Origin of the sequence: Pseudomonas sp. FP198, assembly GCF_030687895.1 — a bacterium.
GTDB lineage: Bacteria > Pseudomonadota > Gammaproteobacteria > Pseudomonadales > Pseudomonadaceae > Aquipseudomonas.
This window is the reverse complement of record NZ_CP117452.1, coordinates 3,616,932-3,632,073: the sequence shown is the minus strand read 5'-3', so window position 1 is coordinate 3,632,073 and position 15,142 is coordinate 3,616,932. Positions and strand designations below refer to the sequence as shown.

Below are 15,142 nucleotides of genomic sequence, written 5' to 3'. Positions count from 1 at the left end.
CCATGACCACGATGAATGCACGCCTGAGCGTGATGATGTTCCTGCAGTTCTTTATCTGGGGCGGCTGGTTCGTCACCCTCGGCACGTTCCTGTCCACTACGCTGAGTGCCAGCGGCGGGCAGATCGGCATGGCTTTCGCCACCCAATCCTGGGGCGCGATCATTGCGCCGTTCGTCATCGGCCTGATCGCCGACCGCTACTTCAACGCCGAACGCATCCTGGCGGTGCTGCACCTGGTGGGGGCGGTGTTGTTGTATCAGCTGTACTCGGCGGTGGATTTCAACGCGTTCTATCCGTACGTGCTGGCCTACATGGTGATCTACATGCCGACCCTGGCCCTGGTCAATTCCGTGGCATTCCGGCAGATGCGCGATCCGGCGCTGGAGTTCTCGCGTATCCGTGTCTGGGGGACGGTCGGCTGGATCGTCGCCGGCGTGGTGATCAGTTTTGTCTTCGCCTGGGACTCACGCGAGGCGATCTTGGCGGGCGGCCTGCGCAATACGTTCCTGATGGCGGCCATCGCTTCGCTGCTCCTTGGGCTCTACAGCTTCACGCTGCCGGGCACCGCGCCGCTCAAGGCGCAGGCGAGCGCTGGCGCGGTCAAGCAGTCGCTGGGGCTCGACGCGTTAGGCCTGCTCAAGGACCGCAGCTACCTGGTGTTCTTCATCGCCTCGATCCTGATCTGCATCCCGTTGGCGTTTTACTACCAGAACGCCAACCCGTTCCTGGCGGAAACCGGCATGACCAACCCGACGGCGAAAATGGCTATCGGGCAGGTGTCCGAAGTGCTGTTCATGCTGCTATTGCCGCTGTTCATCCAGCGCTTCGGTATCAAGCTGGCGCTGTTGGTGGGCATGCTGGCGTGGGCGTTGCGCTATGTGCTGTTCGCCTACGGCGACAACGGCGGGCTGGCGTTCATGCTGTTCACCGGCATTGCGCTGCACGGCATCTGCTACGACTTCTTTTTTGTCTCGGGACAGATCTACACGGACGCCAAGGCGCCCGCGCACCTGCGCAGCTCGGCCCAGGGGCTGATTACCCTGGCGACGTACGGAGTAGGCATGTTGATCGGTTTCTGGGTGGCGGGGCAGGTGACCGATCACTTTGTGGTGGAAGGCGGCCACGACTGGAAAAGCATCTGGCTGTTCCCGGCCGGTTTTGCCCTGGTGGTATTTGTCTGCTTCCTGCTGACCTTCAGCGGCCGGCAAGCGGTCGTGGCGCCGTCCAAGGCTTGAGCGAGCGTCGGAAGAACGCCAGTCACTTGTGGCTGGCGCTCAGTTTGGTGTAGGTCACTTTTCCGCCTTCACTGGTGCTGCCCTTGTTATCCAAGGTGTAGACGCCGGCCTTGAAGTAGAAATCGTAGCCTTGCCAGGACTTGTCCAGTTTCACCTGTTTGCCACTGCTGCCGATCATTACCGACAGTTGGCCTTGCTTGTCCATTTGCAGCGTGTACGAAAACGATTTGTTCAACGGCACCTTGGGCACGGTCATGATCACCGGGCTTTTTTTGTCCTTGGGCTTGAAGCGGTATTCCACGTCGATATTGCCGATGCCTTTTTCGTAGCGGTAAACCAGTTTCAACAACGGCGTCGGCGCCTCCTTGGCGTGAATCTGCGCCACCACCACACGGCCTTCCGAAGGCACCTGGTTCACCGACAACTCCCCCTTGAGAGTGTTGGTGCCGCTGTTGTAGCGCCAGTTGCGATGTTTCCCGTCTTTGCTGGTTTCCCGCAGTTCGGAACGCGGGTAATCGCTGTTACCGGTATGGGAGCCGGTGACAGGCGCCCAGAAGATGATCCTCTGGCCGTTATTGTCGAAATACTTGTTGTTCAAACTCGGCATGGCTTTGGTCGCCACGACCTGCGCGGGCGTTTGCACCGGCAGGGTAACGCTCCAGACAGTCACGTCAATCATGATGAAACCCTCCAACGGGACCGGCCGTATCTGGCGGTCGTCAAGACAATGAATTGCCTTCCGTGGCGTAGTTTTCATGCTATCGACGGGAGTCTGTTTCGCTGGAGGCCCAACTGACGGATGGCTCTGCGATGAGCCTCTCGGGCCCGTAATTGGAGGGAGATGACGTTGTGTCTTTTTGTTGCTGATCGGTTAGAGTACGCGCCGCCCGAGAGACGGATCCCGGGCGTTTTCCCATGGAGCATCAAATGAAACAATTCAGCAAAGTTGTCGCCTGCGCACTGTTCGGCCTGGTCCTGGCGGGTTGCACCGGCACCCCGATGAAAACCCAGCAATACGACAGCAGCCAATACACCGTGGTTGGCCACAGTGAAGCCAAGGCCACCGGCCTGTTGCTGTTCGGCGTGATCCCGATCCGCCAGAACAACCGTTTCGTGCGCGCCCAGACCGCCGCGATCAGGGCCAAGGGCGGCGACGCCATGATCAACACCCAAGTCCAGGAAAACTGGTTCTGGGCCTGGGTCCTGACCGGCTACACCACTTCGGTGTCCGGTGATGTGGTCAAGCTGAAGAACGTTCAGTAAGTCCGAGCAGGTAAGTACGCCCCGTGGCGAGGGAGCAAGCTCCCTCGCCACAAGAGCTGGTTCATTTCCAGGTTACTTTCCTCCCACCACCATGTGACTGAAGGGCTCCACATACGCCTGCAACGTCACCAGCCCGCCCACCAGAATCGCCAGCACCACCGAGTGGAAAAACACGTAGCGCAGGATTTCCCCTTCGTGGCCGTACCAGCGGGTCGCGGTGGAGGCGACCACGATCGACTGGGCGTCGACCATCTTGCCCATCACCCCGCCGGAACTGTTGGCGGCGGCCATCAACACCGGGCTGATTCCCAACTGCTCTGCCGTGACGCGTTGCAAACCGCCGAACAGCACGTTGGACGCCGTGTCCGAACCGGTCAGCGCCACGCCGAGCCAGCCCAGCAGCGTGCCGAACATCGGATAGAAGATGCCGGTCGCGGCGAACGCCAGGCCCATGGTCGCATCCAGGCCCGAATAGCGGGTGAGAAAACCCAACGCCAACATGGCGACAATGGTGATCAGCGAATAGCGCACCACCCACAGCGTTCGCAGGTATTGGCGCGCCAGTTGCGGGATCGAATAGCCCATCAGCAAGCCGCCGAGAATGGCCGCCAGGAAGATGCCGCTGCCGGTGGCGGTAAACCAGTTGAACTTGTAGACCGCTTCCTCGGTTTTCGGCTGGGGCACCACCGGCGGGACCTTTTCGATTTGCTGGTGGATGGTGCCGAAGGTCAGCAGCGGCGAGAAGATCGGATTCGCCTCGCGCATTGGCTTGCCCTGGGGATCGAGCCTGGCCGATTGGGTCTGCGGGTCGATGGCCGGCCGGGTGTCGAACAGATTCTTGAAGCCCTGGGTGCCCCAGGCAAACACGAAGACCGTGAGGATGATCCACGGCATCCACGCCCGTAGCACGGCGGGGCGGTTATCGCTGGCGAAGGCGCCGCTGGCCACCGGGGTCTGCTGCTCGCTGGCGTCGATCTTCGAATCATCGTGGCGGCCTGACAACGCCGCCGAGGTATGCACCGTGGCCGGTTTCCAGACCTTGAGAAAACCGGTCAGGCAGGCCATGGAAATCAGCGCGGCAATCACGTCCACCAACATCGGGCCGTGGTAGTTCGACACCAGGAATTGCGGGATGGCGAAGCTGACGCCGGCCACCAGGATCGCCGGCCAGACTTCGAGCATCTTGCGCCAACCGGCAAACGCCCAGATCAGCCAGAACGGCACGATCACCGAGAAAAACGGCAACTGCCGACCGACCATCATCGACAGCTCCATTTCATCCAGCCCGGTGACCTTGGCGAGCGTGATGATCGGCGTACCCAGCGCGCCGAACGCCACTGGCGCGGTGTTGGCGATCAGCGCCAGGCCCGAGGCGGCGAGGGGCGAAAAGCCCAGCCCGATCAGGATCGCCCCGGTCACCGCCACCGGCGTGCCGAAGCCCGCCGCGCCCTCGAAGAAGGCGCCGAAACAGAAGGCGATCAGCAGCAATTGCAGGCGTCGGTCGTCGGTGATGCGCGCCAGGGAATCCTGCAGGACCTTGAACGAACCGTTCTCGGTAGTCAGCCGGTGCAGGAAGATGATGTTGAGCACGATCCAGCCGATCGGCAACAGGCCGTTGGCCGCACCATAAAGGGCCGCCGAACCGGCCATGTCGGCGGGCATGCCAAAGGCGAAAATCGCGATGAGCAACGCCGAGGCCAGGGCGTACAACGCCGCCAGGTGCGCCTTGACATGAAAGAACGCCAGGGCCGCCAGCATCACCACCACCGGAACCGCCGCCAGGAGCGTCGACAGCACCGCATTACCGAAGGGATCGTAGACTTGTTGCCAGACCATGTTCCACCTCTGCTTTTTATTGTTGGAAGTGCAGGCCCCGGGGGGATTGGCAGAGAAGTATAGGCGGGGATTTGCTAAGCGATTGCCTGCCAACCCCCCGTGGCGAGGGAGCTTGCTCCCGCTGGTTGGCGAAGCCGCCCCAAAAATTTCTGCCTTGGCAAAAAAGCTTGGGCCTGCTGAGCAGGCCAGCGGGAGCAAGCTCCCTCGCCACAGGGAACTATGCAACGGCGGCTAGCGGGCTTCGACGTTATCCAGCGCGCGGTTCGCCAGCAGGCCGCTCAGTTCGATCAATTGCTGGATGCTCAGCTTTAACAACCCCGTGGCGAGGGAGCTTGCTCCCGCTGGGTGGCGAAGCCGCCCCAAAAATTTCTGCCTTGGCAAAAAAGCTTGGGCCTGCTGCGCAGGCCAGCGGGAGCAAGCTCCCTCGCCACAGGGGAACTGTGCAACGGCAGCTAGCGGGCTTCGACATTATCCAACGCGCGGTTCGCCAGCAGCCCGCTCAGCTCGATCAGTTGCTGGATGCCCAGCTTTAACAACCCCGTGGCGAGGGAGCTTGCTCCCGCTGGGTGGCGAAGCCGCCCCAAAAATTTCTGCCTTGGCAAAAAGCTTGGGCCTGCTGAGCAGGCCAGCGGGAGCAAGCTCCCTCGCCACGAGAGTGATTCGCAAGACCAGAAATACTGCGCGCTCAGCCCTTCGCCGCCAGCGCCGTCACTTCCACTTTCATGCCTTCCACCGCCAGCGCCGCCACGCCGACCGCGGCGCGCACTGGCCAGGGCTTGGCGAAGAAGCGTTTGTAGACTTCATTGAAAGCCGCGCGATCGGCCATGTCGGTCAGGTAGATGGTCAAGTGCAACACGCGGTCCATGGAGCTGCCGGCGCGTTCGAGGGCGGTCTTGAGCGCCTGCAACGTGCACTCGCTCTGCGCCGTGATGTCGCCCAGCTCCAGGCTGCCGTCGGCGCGGGTCGGGATCTGGGTGGAAACCAGCAGGCCGCCGAAACCGGCGACGTCGGAGGAGATGGAGTCTGCGTCCGGGTCGGGGGTGAACGTGATGTCTTGGTTCGCCATGGAAGTCTCGTGCTCGAAAAAAAAGGAGGCCAGTCGCTTCACTACGACTGGCCTGCCAGTTTAACGCCGATCTTCGAGCTGTCAGCCACTTCCTCCGGTTCGAGCCGACATCACCGTCGGCCCTGGACCATCCGCTTGGCGGTCAGCACATGCTCCAGTTGCGGTTCGTCGACCGCCACGTGCGCGGCCATGTCGCGGGCCTGTTCCCAATCCAGCTCCGGGCGCAACCATTCGAGGGCGTTCTCGCCGGTGAAGGCCAGCAATCGCTGTTGTTGATTGACCATGTCGCCGTAGGTCACCAGGGCCAGCCCGTCACAGCCGTTGGGCGTTTCACTGGCCTGGGCCAGGGCGGCGAGGAAGATCGGTGAGGATTGCCGCGACGTCGTATAGCTCAGGCGCTTGGACTGGGTGTGCGCGGCAGTCTCCGTGGCGGCTTCGAACCAACCATCCACCGCCACCAGGACGCGACCGTCGCGCTTGATCCGGTCGAACACCTTGGAGCGCATCACCAGGTGCAACGGCAGGTGGGTCAGCGGCGGCATCGTGCCCATCGACCAGACGGGCGACCACCCCCAGCGCACCTTGATGCACTCCAGCCGCCCGCCACGGTTGCGTATGGCGCTGACCTGCATGTTCGGCTTGATCACGCTTTGTCGCTCATGCAACGCGGGCGACGCCGCGGCGTGAAGACTGTCGGCGGACAAGCTCGATGAGTTGGCACTGAAGGGCTCGCGCTGGGCAAAGAACGCCAGGGAATCCTTGGAAGAGACAGGCTGAACGAAACATTCACACATCGCGAAAACTCCAGGCAGATAGCGACCACATCCCGCCGTGAAAGCTACAAAAACCGATTCGTCTTTGGTGCGCTGCGGCGGTGTTATGTAACTCCGAGCCGGCGCGCCAACGCTTGGTTCGAAAATCCTTGTGGCGACCGGATGAGCGGAAAATCGAGCGGCGTTTGATCCACGTATGCGACCGCTCATCGTCTGCACGGAGAGCCGCGCATTCGTAAAATGTCGTTCGTTTTGCTGGATAACATTTGCTGAATAAAAAGGGACGCCCTGTGCCCGGGGTGGACATCAACGCGAGCTTTCAGAGGACAACCGCCCGTGAGTGAAACCGACCTTGAGATGGAATTGAAAGCCTGGCGATTGTTGCTGGAAGACGATGCGTATCGCCTGGACTTTCCCGAAGATTATTACGACACGTTGATCCGGCGCGCGGATGAACTGGTGTTGCATGAATTGATCAGCCTGCAGGATTGGCAATTGCTCAAGGACGCGGCGGACCAGGCTTATCAACTAACGATGGAAATGCTGGCGCGCAATCAGCGCGATTGCCTGAATGTGCAGGGCATGCGCTTGCCCCGGGCTTGATTTTCGAGCGCGCCGCAGGACCCCTGTGGGAGCGAGCCTGCTCGCGAAGGCGGCGGTACAGGCAATGAAGATGTTGGATGCGCCGGCCTCTTCGCGAGCAAGCTCGCTCCCACATTTGGATCTACGGCGGATGGCAGTTCTCGGACACTCCGCAAAACCCATGTGGGAGCGAGCCTGCTCGCGAAGGCGGCGGTACAGGTGATGAAAATGTTGGATGTGCCGGCCTCTTCGCGAGCAGGCTCGCTCCCACATTGGAGCGCGGTCCGTCCACCTAAAACCAGGTCGGCTTTAAGGCCGCCTCGCGGTGGACGTTGATTTCGGCGCCCCGTTAACCACGCTGGCCGAACGCAGGCATTGCGTAGTGGGCAACCCGGCATGGATGCCGGGTTAGCCGCGCTGGGCCAGGGACGGCCCTTCGCGGCGGCCCACGGAGCAATGCCGGAGTGAGGGCATGCCGAGCCTAGGCGAGGCACCGAGTGGTGGGGCAAAAGCGCTTTGGTTACTTTCACGCTTTTTGAAAGTGACTCGCCGTAAGGGCGAAACCATAAGCAGCCCTCACCGAAAAAACGGATATACCCCCAATCCCAACCCCACCCGTGCGTCCTAAACTAAATCAACTCACCCTTGCTCGATACTCCGCAAAACCACCTCCCGCGGCTCGACCCGAGGAAAATTCAAGCGCTGCCAGCGCCAGGCATCCTCCAGCATCCGCTCAAGCCCATGACGTGCCGTCCAGCCCAATTGCGTGGCCGCCTTGCCAGGATCCGCCCAGCACCGCGCAATGTCCCCCGGACGACGCGCTTCAAAAGCCAGCGGCACGGTCGCCCCGGTCACCCGCTCGAAAGCACTGACCACCTCCAGCACCGAATAACCACGCCCGGTGCCCAGGTTCCAGACGTGCACACCCGTTTGTTCGCGCAGGAATTCCAGAGCCCGCAAATGCCCCTCGGCCAGATCCACCACATGCACATAATCCCTGATCCCGGTGCCATCCGGCGTCGGGTAGTCGGAGCCGAAAATCCGCAGCACCTCACGCTCGCCGTTGGCCACCTGCAGCAGGTACGGCAAAAGGTTGTTGGGCGTCTGCGTCGGCGTCTCTCCCAACAGGCCTGAACAATGCGCGCCGATGGGGTTGAAGTAGCGCAGCAAGCCGATTGACCAGCGAGGGTCGGAGGCGGCGGTGCTGCGCATGACGTGTTCGGCCATCAGTTTCGACTGGCCGTACGGGTTGGTCGGCTGCCCGGTCGGGCAGGTTTCGGCGATGGGCATCTGGGCACAATCGCCATAGACCGTCGCCGATGAACTGAACACCAGGTTGAACACGCCAGCTTCGGCCATCGCCTGGCACAGCGTGACGCTGCCGCTGACGTTCGTGTCGAAATACCTCAGCGGTTCACGCACGCTTTCACCCACGGCCTTGAGCCCGGCGCAATGGACGACGGCCTCGATGGGGTACTCCCTGAATACCCTGTCCAGTGCGCGACGGCTTCTCACGTCGGCATGGACAAAAAACGCTTCACGGCCCGTCACGTCCGATATGCGCTGCACGGTTGCCCGGGAGCTGTTGCACAGGTTGTCGAGGATCACCACCTCGTCGCCCCGGTTCATCAGCTCGACCGCCACATGAGCACCGATATAACCCGCACCACCTGTCACCAGAATCATCATTCAGTCCCCCTCGATTATCCCTGTCCTGGTGTCTCTCGGACGAGACACTTGGCGTTGTCCGGCGGGTCTCTTTCGGCAGTGGTGCGCGTTGGAGACATCAGCCTGTTCTGTTGAGTGTGGTGGCGGGTTCCAGGAGTTCAGAGCAGTTGACTGACCGGTGTGTGCACTTGGTCGGCTGGCTGGAAGAAGATTTGGAACGGCCTCGGAACCGGCTTTCTCAAACGTCCACAAGGCCCAGCGTGAGAGGAGTTTCCAGGTCTTGTTTGCCAGGCGCGGCAGCGCCGGATCGCGGTAGGCCCAGCATCGATCTTCAGACATCGATCTTTAGAAAAGGAATGTCACATGAATCAACAAGAACAACTTCATCCCGACCACAGCGCCGCGCCCGCCACGAGCTTGCGACCTACGCTGTTGTGCCTGTCGCACCTGCGCTGGGGCTTTGTCTATCAGCGGCCGCAACACGTGATGTCGCGATTGGCCAGGGATTACGACGTACTGTTTTTCGAAGAACCGATATTCGAAGGCCGGCAGTCCGCGCACCTGGAAAACTATGCAGTGGCCGAGGGCGTGACGGTGCTGGTGCCCAGGCTCCCCGAGGGGCTGGATGAAGCCCAGGTGATCGCCACCCAGCGCGAATTGCTCGATGCCTGGCTGGCTGAGCACTGGCCGAGTGAGTTGATGCTCTGGTACCTCACGCCCATGAGCCAGGCCTTCACCGATCACCTGGAGGCCAATGTGGTGATTTTCGATTGTATGGACGAGCTCTCGGCCTTCAAGTTTGCGCCGCCCGCGTTGGTGGAGATGGAGCGGCGGCTGATGGCCAAGGCCGATGTGGTGTTCACCGGTGGATACAGCCTCTGGGAGGCCAAGCGCGAGCATCACGACAACGTCCACGCCATGCCCAGCAGCGTTGATATCACGCACTTTGCGGCGGCCAGGCAGCCGATTCCCGACCCGGCGGACCAGGCCGATATCGCTCATCCGCGCCTGGGTTTTTTCGGCGTCATCGATGAGCGTTTTGATATCGAGCTGGTCCGTGAACTGGCAACGCAGCGGCCAGATTGGAACATCGTGTTGATCGGGCCGGTGGTGAAGATCGATCCGCAGACGTTGCCGCGCCTGGCGAATATTCACTACCTGGGCGCCAGGCAATATGAAGAATTGCCGGCGTACCTGGCGGGCTGGGACGTGGCGTTGATGCCATTCGCGTTGAACGAATCCACTCGCTTCATCAGCCCCACCAAGACGCCCGAATACCTGGCGGGCGGATGCCCGGTGGTGTCCACGCCGATCCGCGATGTGATCAATGGCTACGGTGAGAGTGGTGTGGTCGCGATTGCCGATTCGCCCCAGGGATTCATCGACGCGATCCAGGCCGCGCTCGACCTGCGGACCCAGCCAGGAGTGGTCGCGCAGTACGCCGACAAAGCGTTGGACGGCATGTCCTGGGACAAGACCTGTGCGCAGATGAAGGAGCAGATCGAATGCCAACGATAACCCTCGATTCCCTTGATGAGTCCCAGGGCTCCGCGCCGTACGACTACCTGATCGTCGGCGCCGGTTTCGCCGGCAGCGTGCTGGCCGAGCGGCTGGCCGAAGGTTTGGGCAAGCGCGTGCTGCTGGTTGATCGGCGTGATCACATCGGCGGCAATGCATACGATCACTTGGACGAGGCGGGCGTGCTGGTGCATCGCTACGGGCCGCACATCTTCCACACCAATGCCCAGCGCATTGTCGACTACCTGTCGCGGTTCACCGAATGGCGCCCGTACGAGCATCGAGTGCTGGCCCAGGTCGATGAGCACCGGGTGCCGATTCCCATCAACCTGACGACGCTCAACACGCTGTTCGGCTTGTCGATGGATGAAGCGCAGGCCGAGGCCTTCCTGGCGCAGCGGGCGGAGCCGGTCGAGTCGATCCGGACCTCGGAGGACGTGGTCATCAACCAGATCGGCCGCGAGCTCTACGAGAAATTCTTTCGCGGCTACACCCGCAAGCAGTGGGGCCTGGACCCTTCGCAGCTGGACAAATCGGTGACGTCGCGGGTGCCGACACGGACCAACATCGACGATCGGTATTTCACCGACCAGTTCCAGATGATGCCACTGCACGGCTACACGCGGATGTTCGAGCGCATGCTCGCCCATCCGAACATCGATATCTTGCTGGCTACCGATTTCAAAGAGGTTCGCCAGCGCATCCCCTATCGGGAACTGGTCTATTGCGGGCCGATCGATGAGTACTTCGATTACTGCTTCGGCCATCTGCCGTATCGCTCGTTGCGCTTTCAGCATGAAACCCTGGACGCGCCGCAGTTCCAGCCGGTGGCGGTGGTCAACTATCCGGACGAGCGCGTGCCCTATACGCGAATCACCGAGTACAAGCACCTCACCGGGCAGGAGCATCCGCGCACCAGCATCAGCTACGAGTTTCCTTGCGCCGACGGCGACCCTTACTACCCGGTGCCGCGCCCGGAAAACGCCGAGTTGTACAAACGCTACAAGGCCTTGGCCGACGAAACACCCGGGGTGACTTTTCTCGGTCGGCTCGGCACCTACAAGTACTACAACATGGATCAGGTGGTCGGCCAGGCGCTGGCGCTGTATCAGCGCATCGCCGAGGGCGAAGGGGTCGAGGCGAGGGCGCACGAGGTCGAGCCGGGTTGATCCGGCTTCATCCAGACACAGGGAGGCAGCAGCGTGCAGGAGAGGATCTTCAACAGTTTCGTGATGGCCGGCTACGAATGCTCCACCCAGCGCCGTGCCGATGGGCGTCGGCTGGACATGCTCGCGGCGACTCGCCATGACCGTTGGGCCGAACAGGATTACCGCCGGCTCGCCGACTTGGGCATTCGCTGCGCCAGGGATGGCTTGCGTTGGCATCTGATCGAGCAGCAGCCGGGTCGTTATGACTGGAGCAGTTTCCTGCCGATGCTGCGCGCCGCCCAGCGCTGCGATGTGCAAGTGGTGTGGGACCTGTGTCATTACGGCTACCCCGACGACCTGGACATCTGGCGCCCGGCCTTCGTCGAGCGGTTTGCTCGCTTCGCCGGCGCCGTCGCGCGGTTGATGCGCGAGGAGGGGATCGAAACTGCGTTCTACTCGCCGATCAACGAGATCTCTTTCTGGAGCTGGGCCGGCGGCGACGTCGGCTACTTCAACCCCACCGCCCGGCAACGGGGCATGGAGCTCAAGCACCAGTTGGTGCGCGCGAGTATCGCGGCGATCGAGGCGATTCGCGAGGTGACTCCCGCGGCGCGATTTGTCCAGTGCGACCCGCTGATCAACGTGCGGTCCTTATCGCGGCGAGCCGAGGATATCGAGGCCGCCGAGGCGTATCGGATGTCCCAGTTCGAGGCGTGGGACCTGCTCACCGGCAGAAGCTGGCCGGGGCTGGGCGGGCGCGAAGAGTACCTGGATATTCTCGGCGTCAACTTCTACCCGCATAACCAGTGGTTCCTGCACGGCAATCGGATCGAACCGGGCAGCGCGGATTATCGGCCGTTGGTGGGCATGCTCAGCGAAGTCCACCAGCGTTATCGAAGACCCCTGTTGCTCTCTGAGACAGGGGCCGAAGACACCGCCCGCGTGCCCTGGCTGCACTCGATTGGCGATCAGTTGGCGCTGGCCATCGAGCGCGGCATTCCGATAGCAGGCATGTGTTGGTATCCGTTTCTCGATTACCCCGGTTGGGACGATGATCGCTACTGCCCCACTGGCGTGTTTGGCTATGCCGACAACGAGGGCAGCCGCGCGTCTTTTCATCCGTTGTCGATGGCGATGCAGGCGCAGCAGGCGCGGTTTGCTTCGTCCGTGGCCACGGTGCAGATGCCATGAACAGTCATCAGTCCCATGGCGCGCCGCTGCCGAATACCGCCATCGCGTTTTTGTGGCGATACGTCACCCTCAGGCCGTGGCATTTCGCGACGTTGTTTGTGCTGATCGTCGGGGCCGCCAGTTGCGCCGTGGCGGTGCAGTTCGGCATGAAGCTGCTGGTCGACGCGATGGCCCAGGGCAGGGAGGCGGCCGGGCATGTGTGGCTGCCGTTCACGGTGTTCATCGCGCTGATTGTGGTGGAAAACCTGTTCTGGCGTTCGGGCGGCTACCTGGGCTGCCGGACGGTGGTCGCCAGTTGCGCGGATTTGCGTATCGACCTGTTCAATCACCTGACCGGGCACCCGATGCGCTATTTCTCCGAGCATTTCGCTGGAGCCCTGGCCAACCGGATCTCTTCGGCGGGCGCGGCAGCGGGCTCCATCTATGGTGGCCTGGCCTGGAAAATCATTCCACCTTGCGTCGACTTCATCGGTGCGGTGGTGGTGCTGTTCACCGTGCGGCTTTCCATGGGGATCGCGTTGATCGGCGCGGTGATTGTGGTGGCTTCGCTGATCACCGTGATGGGACTGCGGGGCCGCAGCCGGCACATCGATTTCGCTTCCCAGGCCGCACGCGTCGGTGGCGAGTTGGTGGACCAGGTCTCCAACGTCTGGACGATCAAGGCGTTCTCCGCCCGGCATCGCGAACGGCGCCGGCTCGAACAGGCGATCGGCGTCGAGGCCAAGGCCCAGCGCCGTAGCTGGATCTATCTGGAAAAAGCCCGGGTGTTGCACGACATCTGCCTGTCGATCATGGCTGGCGGCATGCTCGGCTGGTCGATCCTGTTGTGGCAGGACGGACAGATCACCCCAGGTGACGTGGTGATGGTCAGCGCGTTGTCGTTTCGCATCCTGCATGGCTCCCGCGACCTGGCGCTGGCTTTGGTGGATACCTCGCAGCAGATGGGCGTGATTGCCGAGACGTTGCGCATCATCGTCCAGCCACACGCACTCAGCGACACCCCGGCGGAACTGGAGCCCGGGCGCGGCAATATCCGTTTTATCGACGTCAGCTACAGCTATGCCGACGGCCGCGGCGCGATCAGGCATTTGTCCCTGGACATTCCGGCCGGCCAGAAAGTCGGCATCGTCGGGCCGTCGGGCGCGGGCAAGTCGACATTGGTCAGTCTGGTCCAGCGCCTGGACGATGTGCGCAGCGGGGTGATCCTGATCGATGGCCGCGACGTGCGCTCGGTCAGCCAGGACAGCCTGCGCAGCCAGATTGCCGTGGTGCCTCAGGAACCGGCGCTGTTCAATCGGACCATCTACGAAAACATCGCCTATGGCCAGCCCGATGCCACCGAGGCACAGGTCATCGACGCGGCCCGCCATGCCTATTGCGAAGAATTCATCCGCGACCTGCCGGAAGGCTTCAACACCTTGGTCGGTGAGCGCGGCGTGATGCTCTCGGGCGGTCAACGCCAGCGCCTCGGGCTGGCGCGGGCGTTCCTCAAGAACGCACCGATCCTGATCCTCGACGAAGCCACCTCGGCGCTGGATTCGGAATCCGAAGCCAAGGTGCAAATGGCCCTGGACGACCTGATGCGCGGTCGCACCGTGCTGGCAGTGGCGCACCGGCTGTCGACAGTCGCGCGGTTCGACCGGATTCTGGTCTTGCAGGGTGGAAGAATCATCGAAGACGGCTCACCCGATGAACTGCGCCAGCGTGAAGGGCCGTTCCAGACGCTATGGCAGGCCCAAGGCATGGAATTGGGCAAGCGCTAGTTGCCGGCATGAATGCTGAACAGGCTGCCGCCATCGCGAGCAAGCTCGCTCCCACAGGGTTTCTGCGGCGCATACACATCCCCACGCCCAACCCCATTCCTGTGGGAGCGAGCCTGCTCGCGAAAGCGGTGGTTCAGTTTATGGAGATGTTCGATGGGGCGCCGCAATCAAGCGCCTCAGTCCCCCCGGTTCTGATTGATGAAGTCCACAAACGCCCGCAGCGGCGACGGCAGGTAGCGGCGGCCGGGGTAGTAGAGGAACGGTCCGCTAAAGCGCTGCCACCACGGTTCGAGTACCGGTTCGAGGACACCGCTGTCCAGGTAGGGGCGCAGCCAGTCCTCGAACAGGTGAACGATCCCCAGTCCATCCACCGCGGCCTGGACGGCCAGGTCCATGGCGCCGCCAATGCGCACTAGCAACGGGCCGTTCGGCTCGACGCTGATGGTTTCGCCGTCACGCTCATACTCCCATAGCGGCAAGGCGCCGCTGGGGAACTTGCCGGCCAGGCAAGCGTGTTGCAGCAGGTCCCGTGGGTGCTCGGGGCGGCCCCGGGCGTCGAGGTATGCCGGTGCGGCGGCGGTCGCGAAGCGTTGAACGCGCGGGCCGATGGGGATTGCGATCATGTCCTGTTCGAGGCGCTCGTCGTAGCGAATACCCGCATCACACCCGGTCGCGAGCATGTCGACAAAGCTTTCTTCGGTAACCACTTCGAGGCGGATGTCGGGGTAGCTTTTGAGGAAGGGCGCAATGATCGAAGGCAGCACCAGCCGGGCGGCGCTGACCGGCACGTTCAACCTGAGGGTGCCGGAAGGGCGGTCGCGAAAATCGTTGACCACGTCCAGCGCGGACTCGACTTCGCCCAGGGCCGGCACGATGCGTTCCATCAACCGTGCGCCGGCCTCGGTCGGCACCACGCTGCGGGTGGTGCGGTTGAGCAGGCGCACGCCGAGTCGGCTTTCGATCCGGCGTACCGCGTCGCTGAGGCTGGAGGCGGATTTGCCGCTGAGCCGGGCGCCTTCTCGAAATCCCCGCGCATTGACCACCGCCACAAAGGCCAGCAAGTCTTGAATGTCCGTCGTCATTGTTCTCTCCGTCGTAC

At 62.3% G+C, this 15,142-nt stretch carries 13 protein-coding genes and 1 pseudogene; 7 read left to right on the top strand and 7 right to left on the bottom strand.

Features of this window, described 5'->3' with window-relative positions:
• Positions 1–2 precede the first annotated feature (2 nt).
• On the top strand, positions 3–1,235 hold the full coding sequence (locus PSH78_RS16470; protein ID WP_305495487.1) for a nucleoside permease: 1,233 nt from the start codon (positions 3–5) through the stop codon (positions 1,233–1,235).
• A 22-nt stretch (positions 1,236–1,257) separates the two neighbouring features.
• Here PSH78_RS16470 and PSH78_RS16465 read toward each other — a convergent pair whose 3' ends face one another.
• Positions 1,258–1,914 carry a polysaccharide lyase family 7 protein gene (locus tag PSH78_RS16465; RefSeq protein ID WP_305495486.1) on the bottom strand — a complete coding sequence of 219 codons (657 nt, stop codon included), beginning with the start codon at positions 1,912–1,914 and terminating at the stop codon, positions 1,258–1,260.
• 248 nt (positions 1,915–2,162) lie between these two features.
• On the opposite strand from PSH78_RS16465, the gene PSH78_RS16460 reads away from it, so the two are divergent.
• Complete coding sequence (locus PSH78_RS16460; RefSeq protein ID WP_305495484.1) at positions 2,163–2,498, top strand: hypothetical protein; 336 nt, start codon at positions 2,163–2,165, stop codon at positions 2,496–2,498.
• A gap of 72 nt (positions 2,499–2,570) precedes the next feature.
• Here the strand turns inward: PSH78_RS16460 and PSH78_RS16455 are convergent, their stop codons facing one another.
• The 4 genes and pseudogenes from PSH78_RS16455 to PSH78_RS16445 all read right to left on the bottom strand — a co-directional run bounded on the left by PSH78_RS16455 (position 2,571) and on the right by PSH78_RS16445 (position 6,194).
• The gene (locus PSH78_RS16455; protein ID WP_305495482.1) at positions 2,571–4,334 is read right to left on the bottom strand and encodes an L-lactate permease; all 1,764 of its coding nucleotides are present in this window, start codon (positions 4,332–4,334) and stop codon (positions 2,571–2,573) included.
• Between the two features lie 452 nt (positions 4,335–4,786).
• Positions 4,787–4,861 (bottom strand): annotated as a pseudogene (locus PSH78_RS26690) (DUF6124 family protein); the annotation flags it as partial.
• A 158-nt stretch (positions 4,862–5,019) separates the two neighbouring features.
• Positions 5,020–5,400 carry a RidA family protein gene (locus PSH78_RS16450; protein ID WP_305495480.1) on the bottom strand — a complete coding sequence of 127 codons (381 nt, stop codon included), beginning with the start codon at positions 5,398–5,400 and terminating at the stop codon, positions 5,020–5,022.
• Positions 5,401–5,510: 110 nt separating this feature from the next.
• Positions 5,511–6,194, bottom strand: a complete 684-nt coding sequence (locus PSH78_RS16445; protein WP_305495478.1) for an SOS response-associated peptidase family protein — start codon at positions 6,192–6,194, stop codon at positions 5,511–5,513.
• Positions 6,195–6,509: 315 nt separating this feature from the next.
• Here PSH78_RS16445 and PSH78_RS16440 point away from each other — a divergent pair, with 315 nt between their 5' ends.
• The gene (locus PSH78_RS16440; RefSeq protein WP_305495476.1) at positions 6,510–6,776 is read left to right on the top strand and encodes a hypothetical protein; all 267 of its coding nucleotides are present in this window, start codon (positions 6,510–6,512) and stop codon (positions 6,774–6,776) included.
• A 618-nt stretch (positions 6,777–7,394) separates the two neighbouring features.
• On the opposite strand, the gene galE is transcribed toward PSH78_RS16440, so the two are convergent.
• Positions 7,395–8,441, bottom strand: coding sequence for a UDP-glucose 4-epimerase GalE (galE, locus tag PSH78_RS16435; RefSeq protein ID WP_305501300.1), 1,047 nt, complete (start codon positions 8,439–8,441; stop codon positions 7,395–7,397).
• Between the two features lie 345 nt (positions 8,442–8,786).
• On the opposite strand from galE, the gene PSH78_RS16430 reads away from it, so the two are divergent.
• The 4 genes from PSH78_RS16430 to PSH78_RS16415 all read left to right on the top strand — a co-directional run bounded on the left by PSH78_RS16430 (position 8,787) and on the right by PSH78_RS16415 (position 14,043).
• Positions 8,787–9,941, top strand: a complete 1,155-nt coding sequence (locus PSH78_RS16430; RefSeq protein ID WP_305495474.1) for a glycosyltransferase family 1 protein — start codon at positions 8,787–8,789, stop codon at positions 9,939–9,941.
• Positions 9,929–11,110, top strand: a complete 1,182-nt coding sequence (glf, locus tag PSH78_RS16425) for a UDP-galactopyranose mutase (protein WP_305495472.1) — start codon at positions 9,929–9,931, stop codon at positions 11,108–11,110. Before PSH78_RS16430 ends, glf begins: the two co-directional genes overlap by 13 nt.
• Positions 11,111–11,173: 63 nt before the next feature.
• Positions 11,174–12,280, top strand: coding sequence for a beta-glucosidase (locus PSH78_RS16420; RefSeq protein WP_305501299.1), 1,107 nt, complete (start codon positions 11,174–11,176; stop codon positions 12,278–12,280).
• A complete protein-coding gene (locus PSH78_RS16415) occupies positions 12,277–14,043 on the top strand; it encodes an ABC transporter ATP-binding protein (protein ID WP_305495470.1) in 1,767 nt (588 codons plus the stop codon). The genes PSH78_RS16420 and PSH78_RS16415 overlap by 4 nt, the downstream gene beginning before the upstream one ends.
• A gap of 176 nt (positions 14,044–14,219) precedes the next feature.
• On the opposite strand, the gene PSH78_RS16410 is transcribed toward PSH78_RS16415, so the two are convergent.
• Complete coding sequence (locus PSH78_RS16410) at positions 14,220–15,125, bottom strand: LysR family transcriptional regulator (RefSeq protein WP_305495469.1); 906 nt, start codon at positions 15,123–15,125, stop codon at positions 14,220–14,222.
• Between the last annotated feature and the right edge of the window lie 17 nt (positions 15,126–15,142).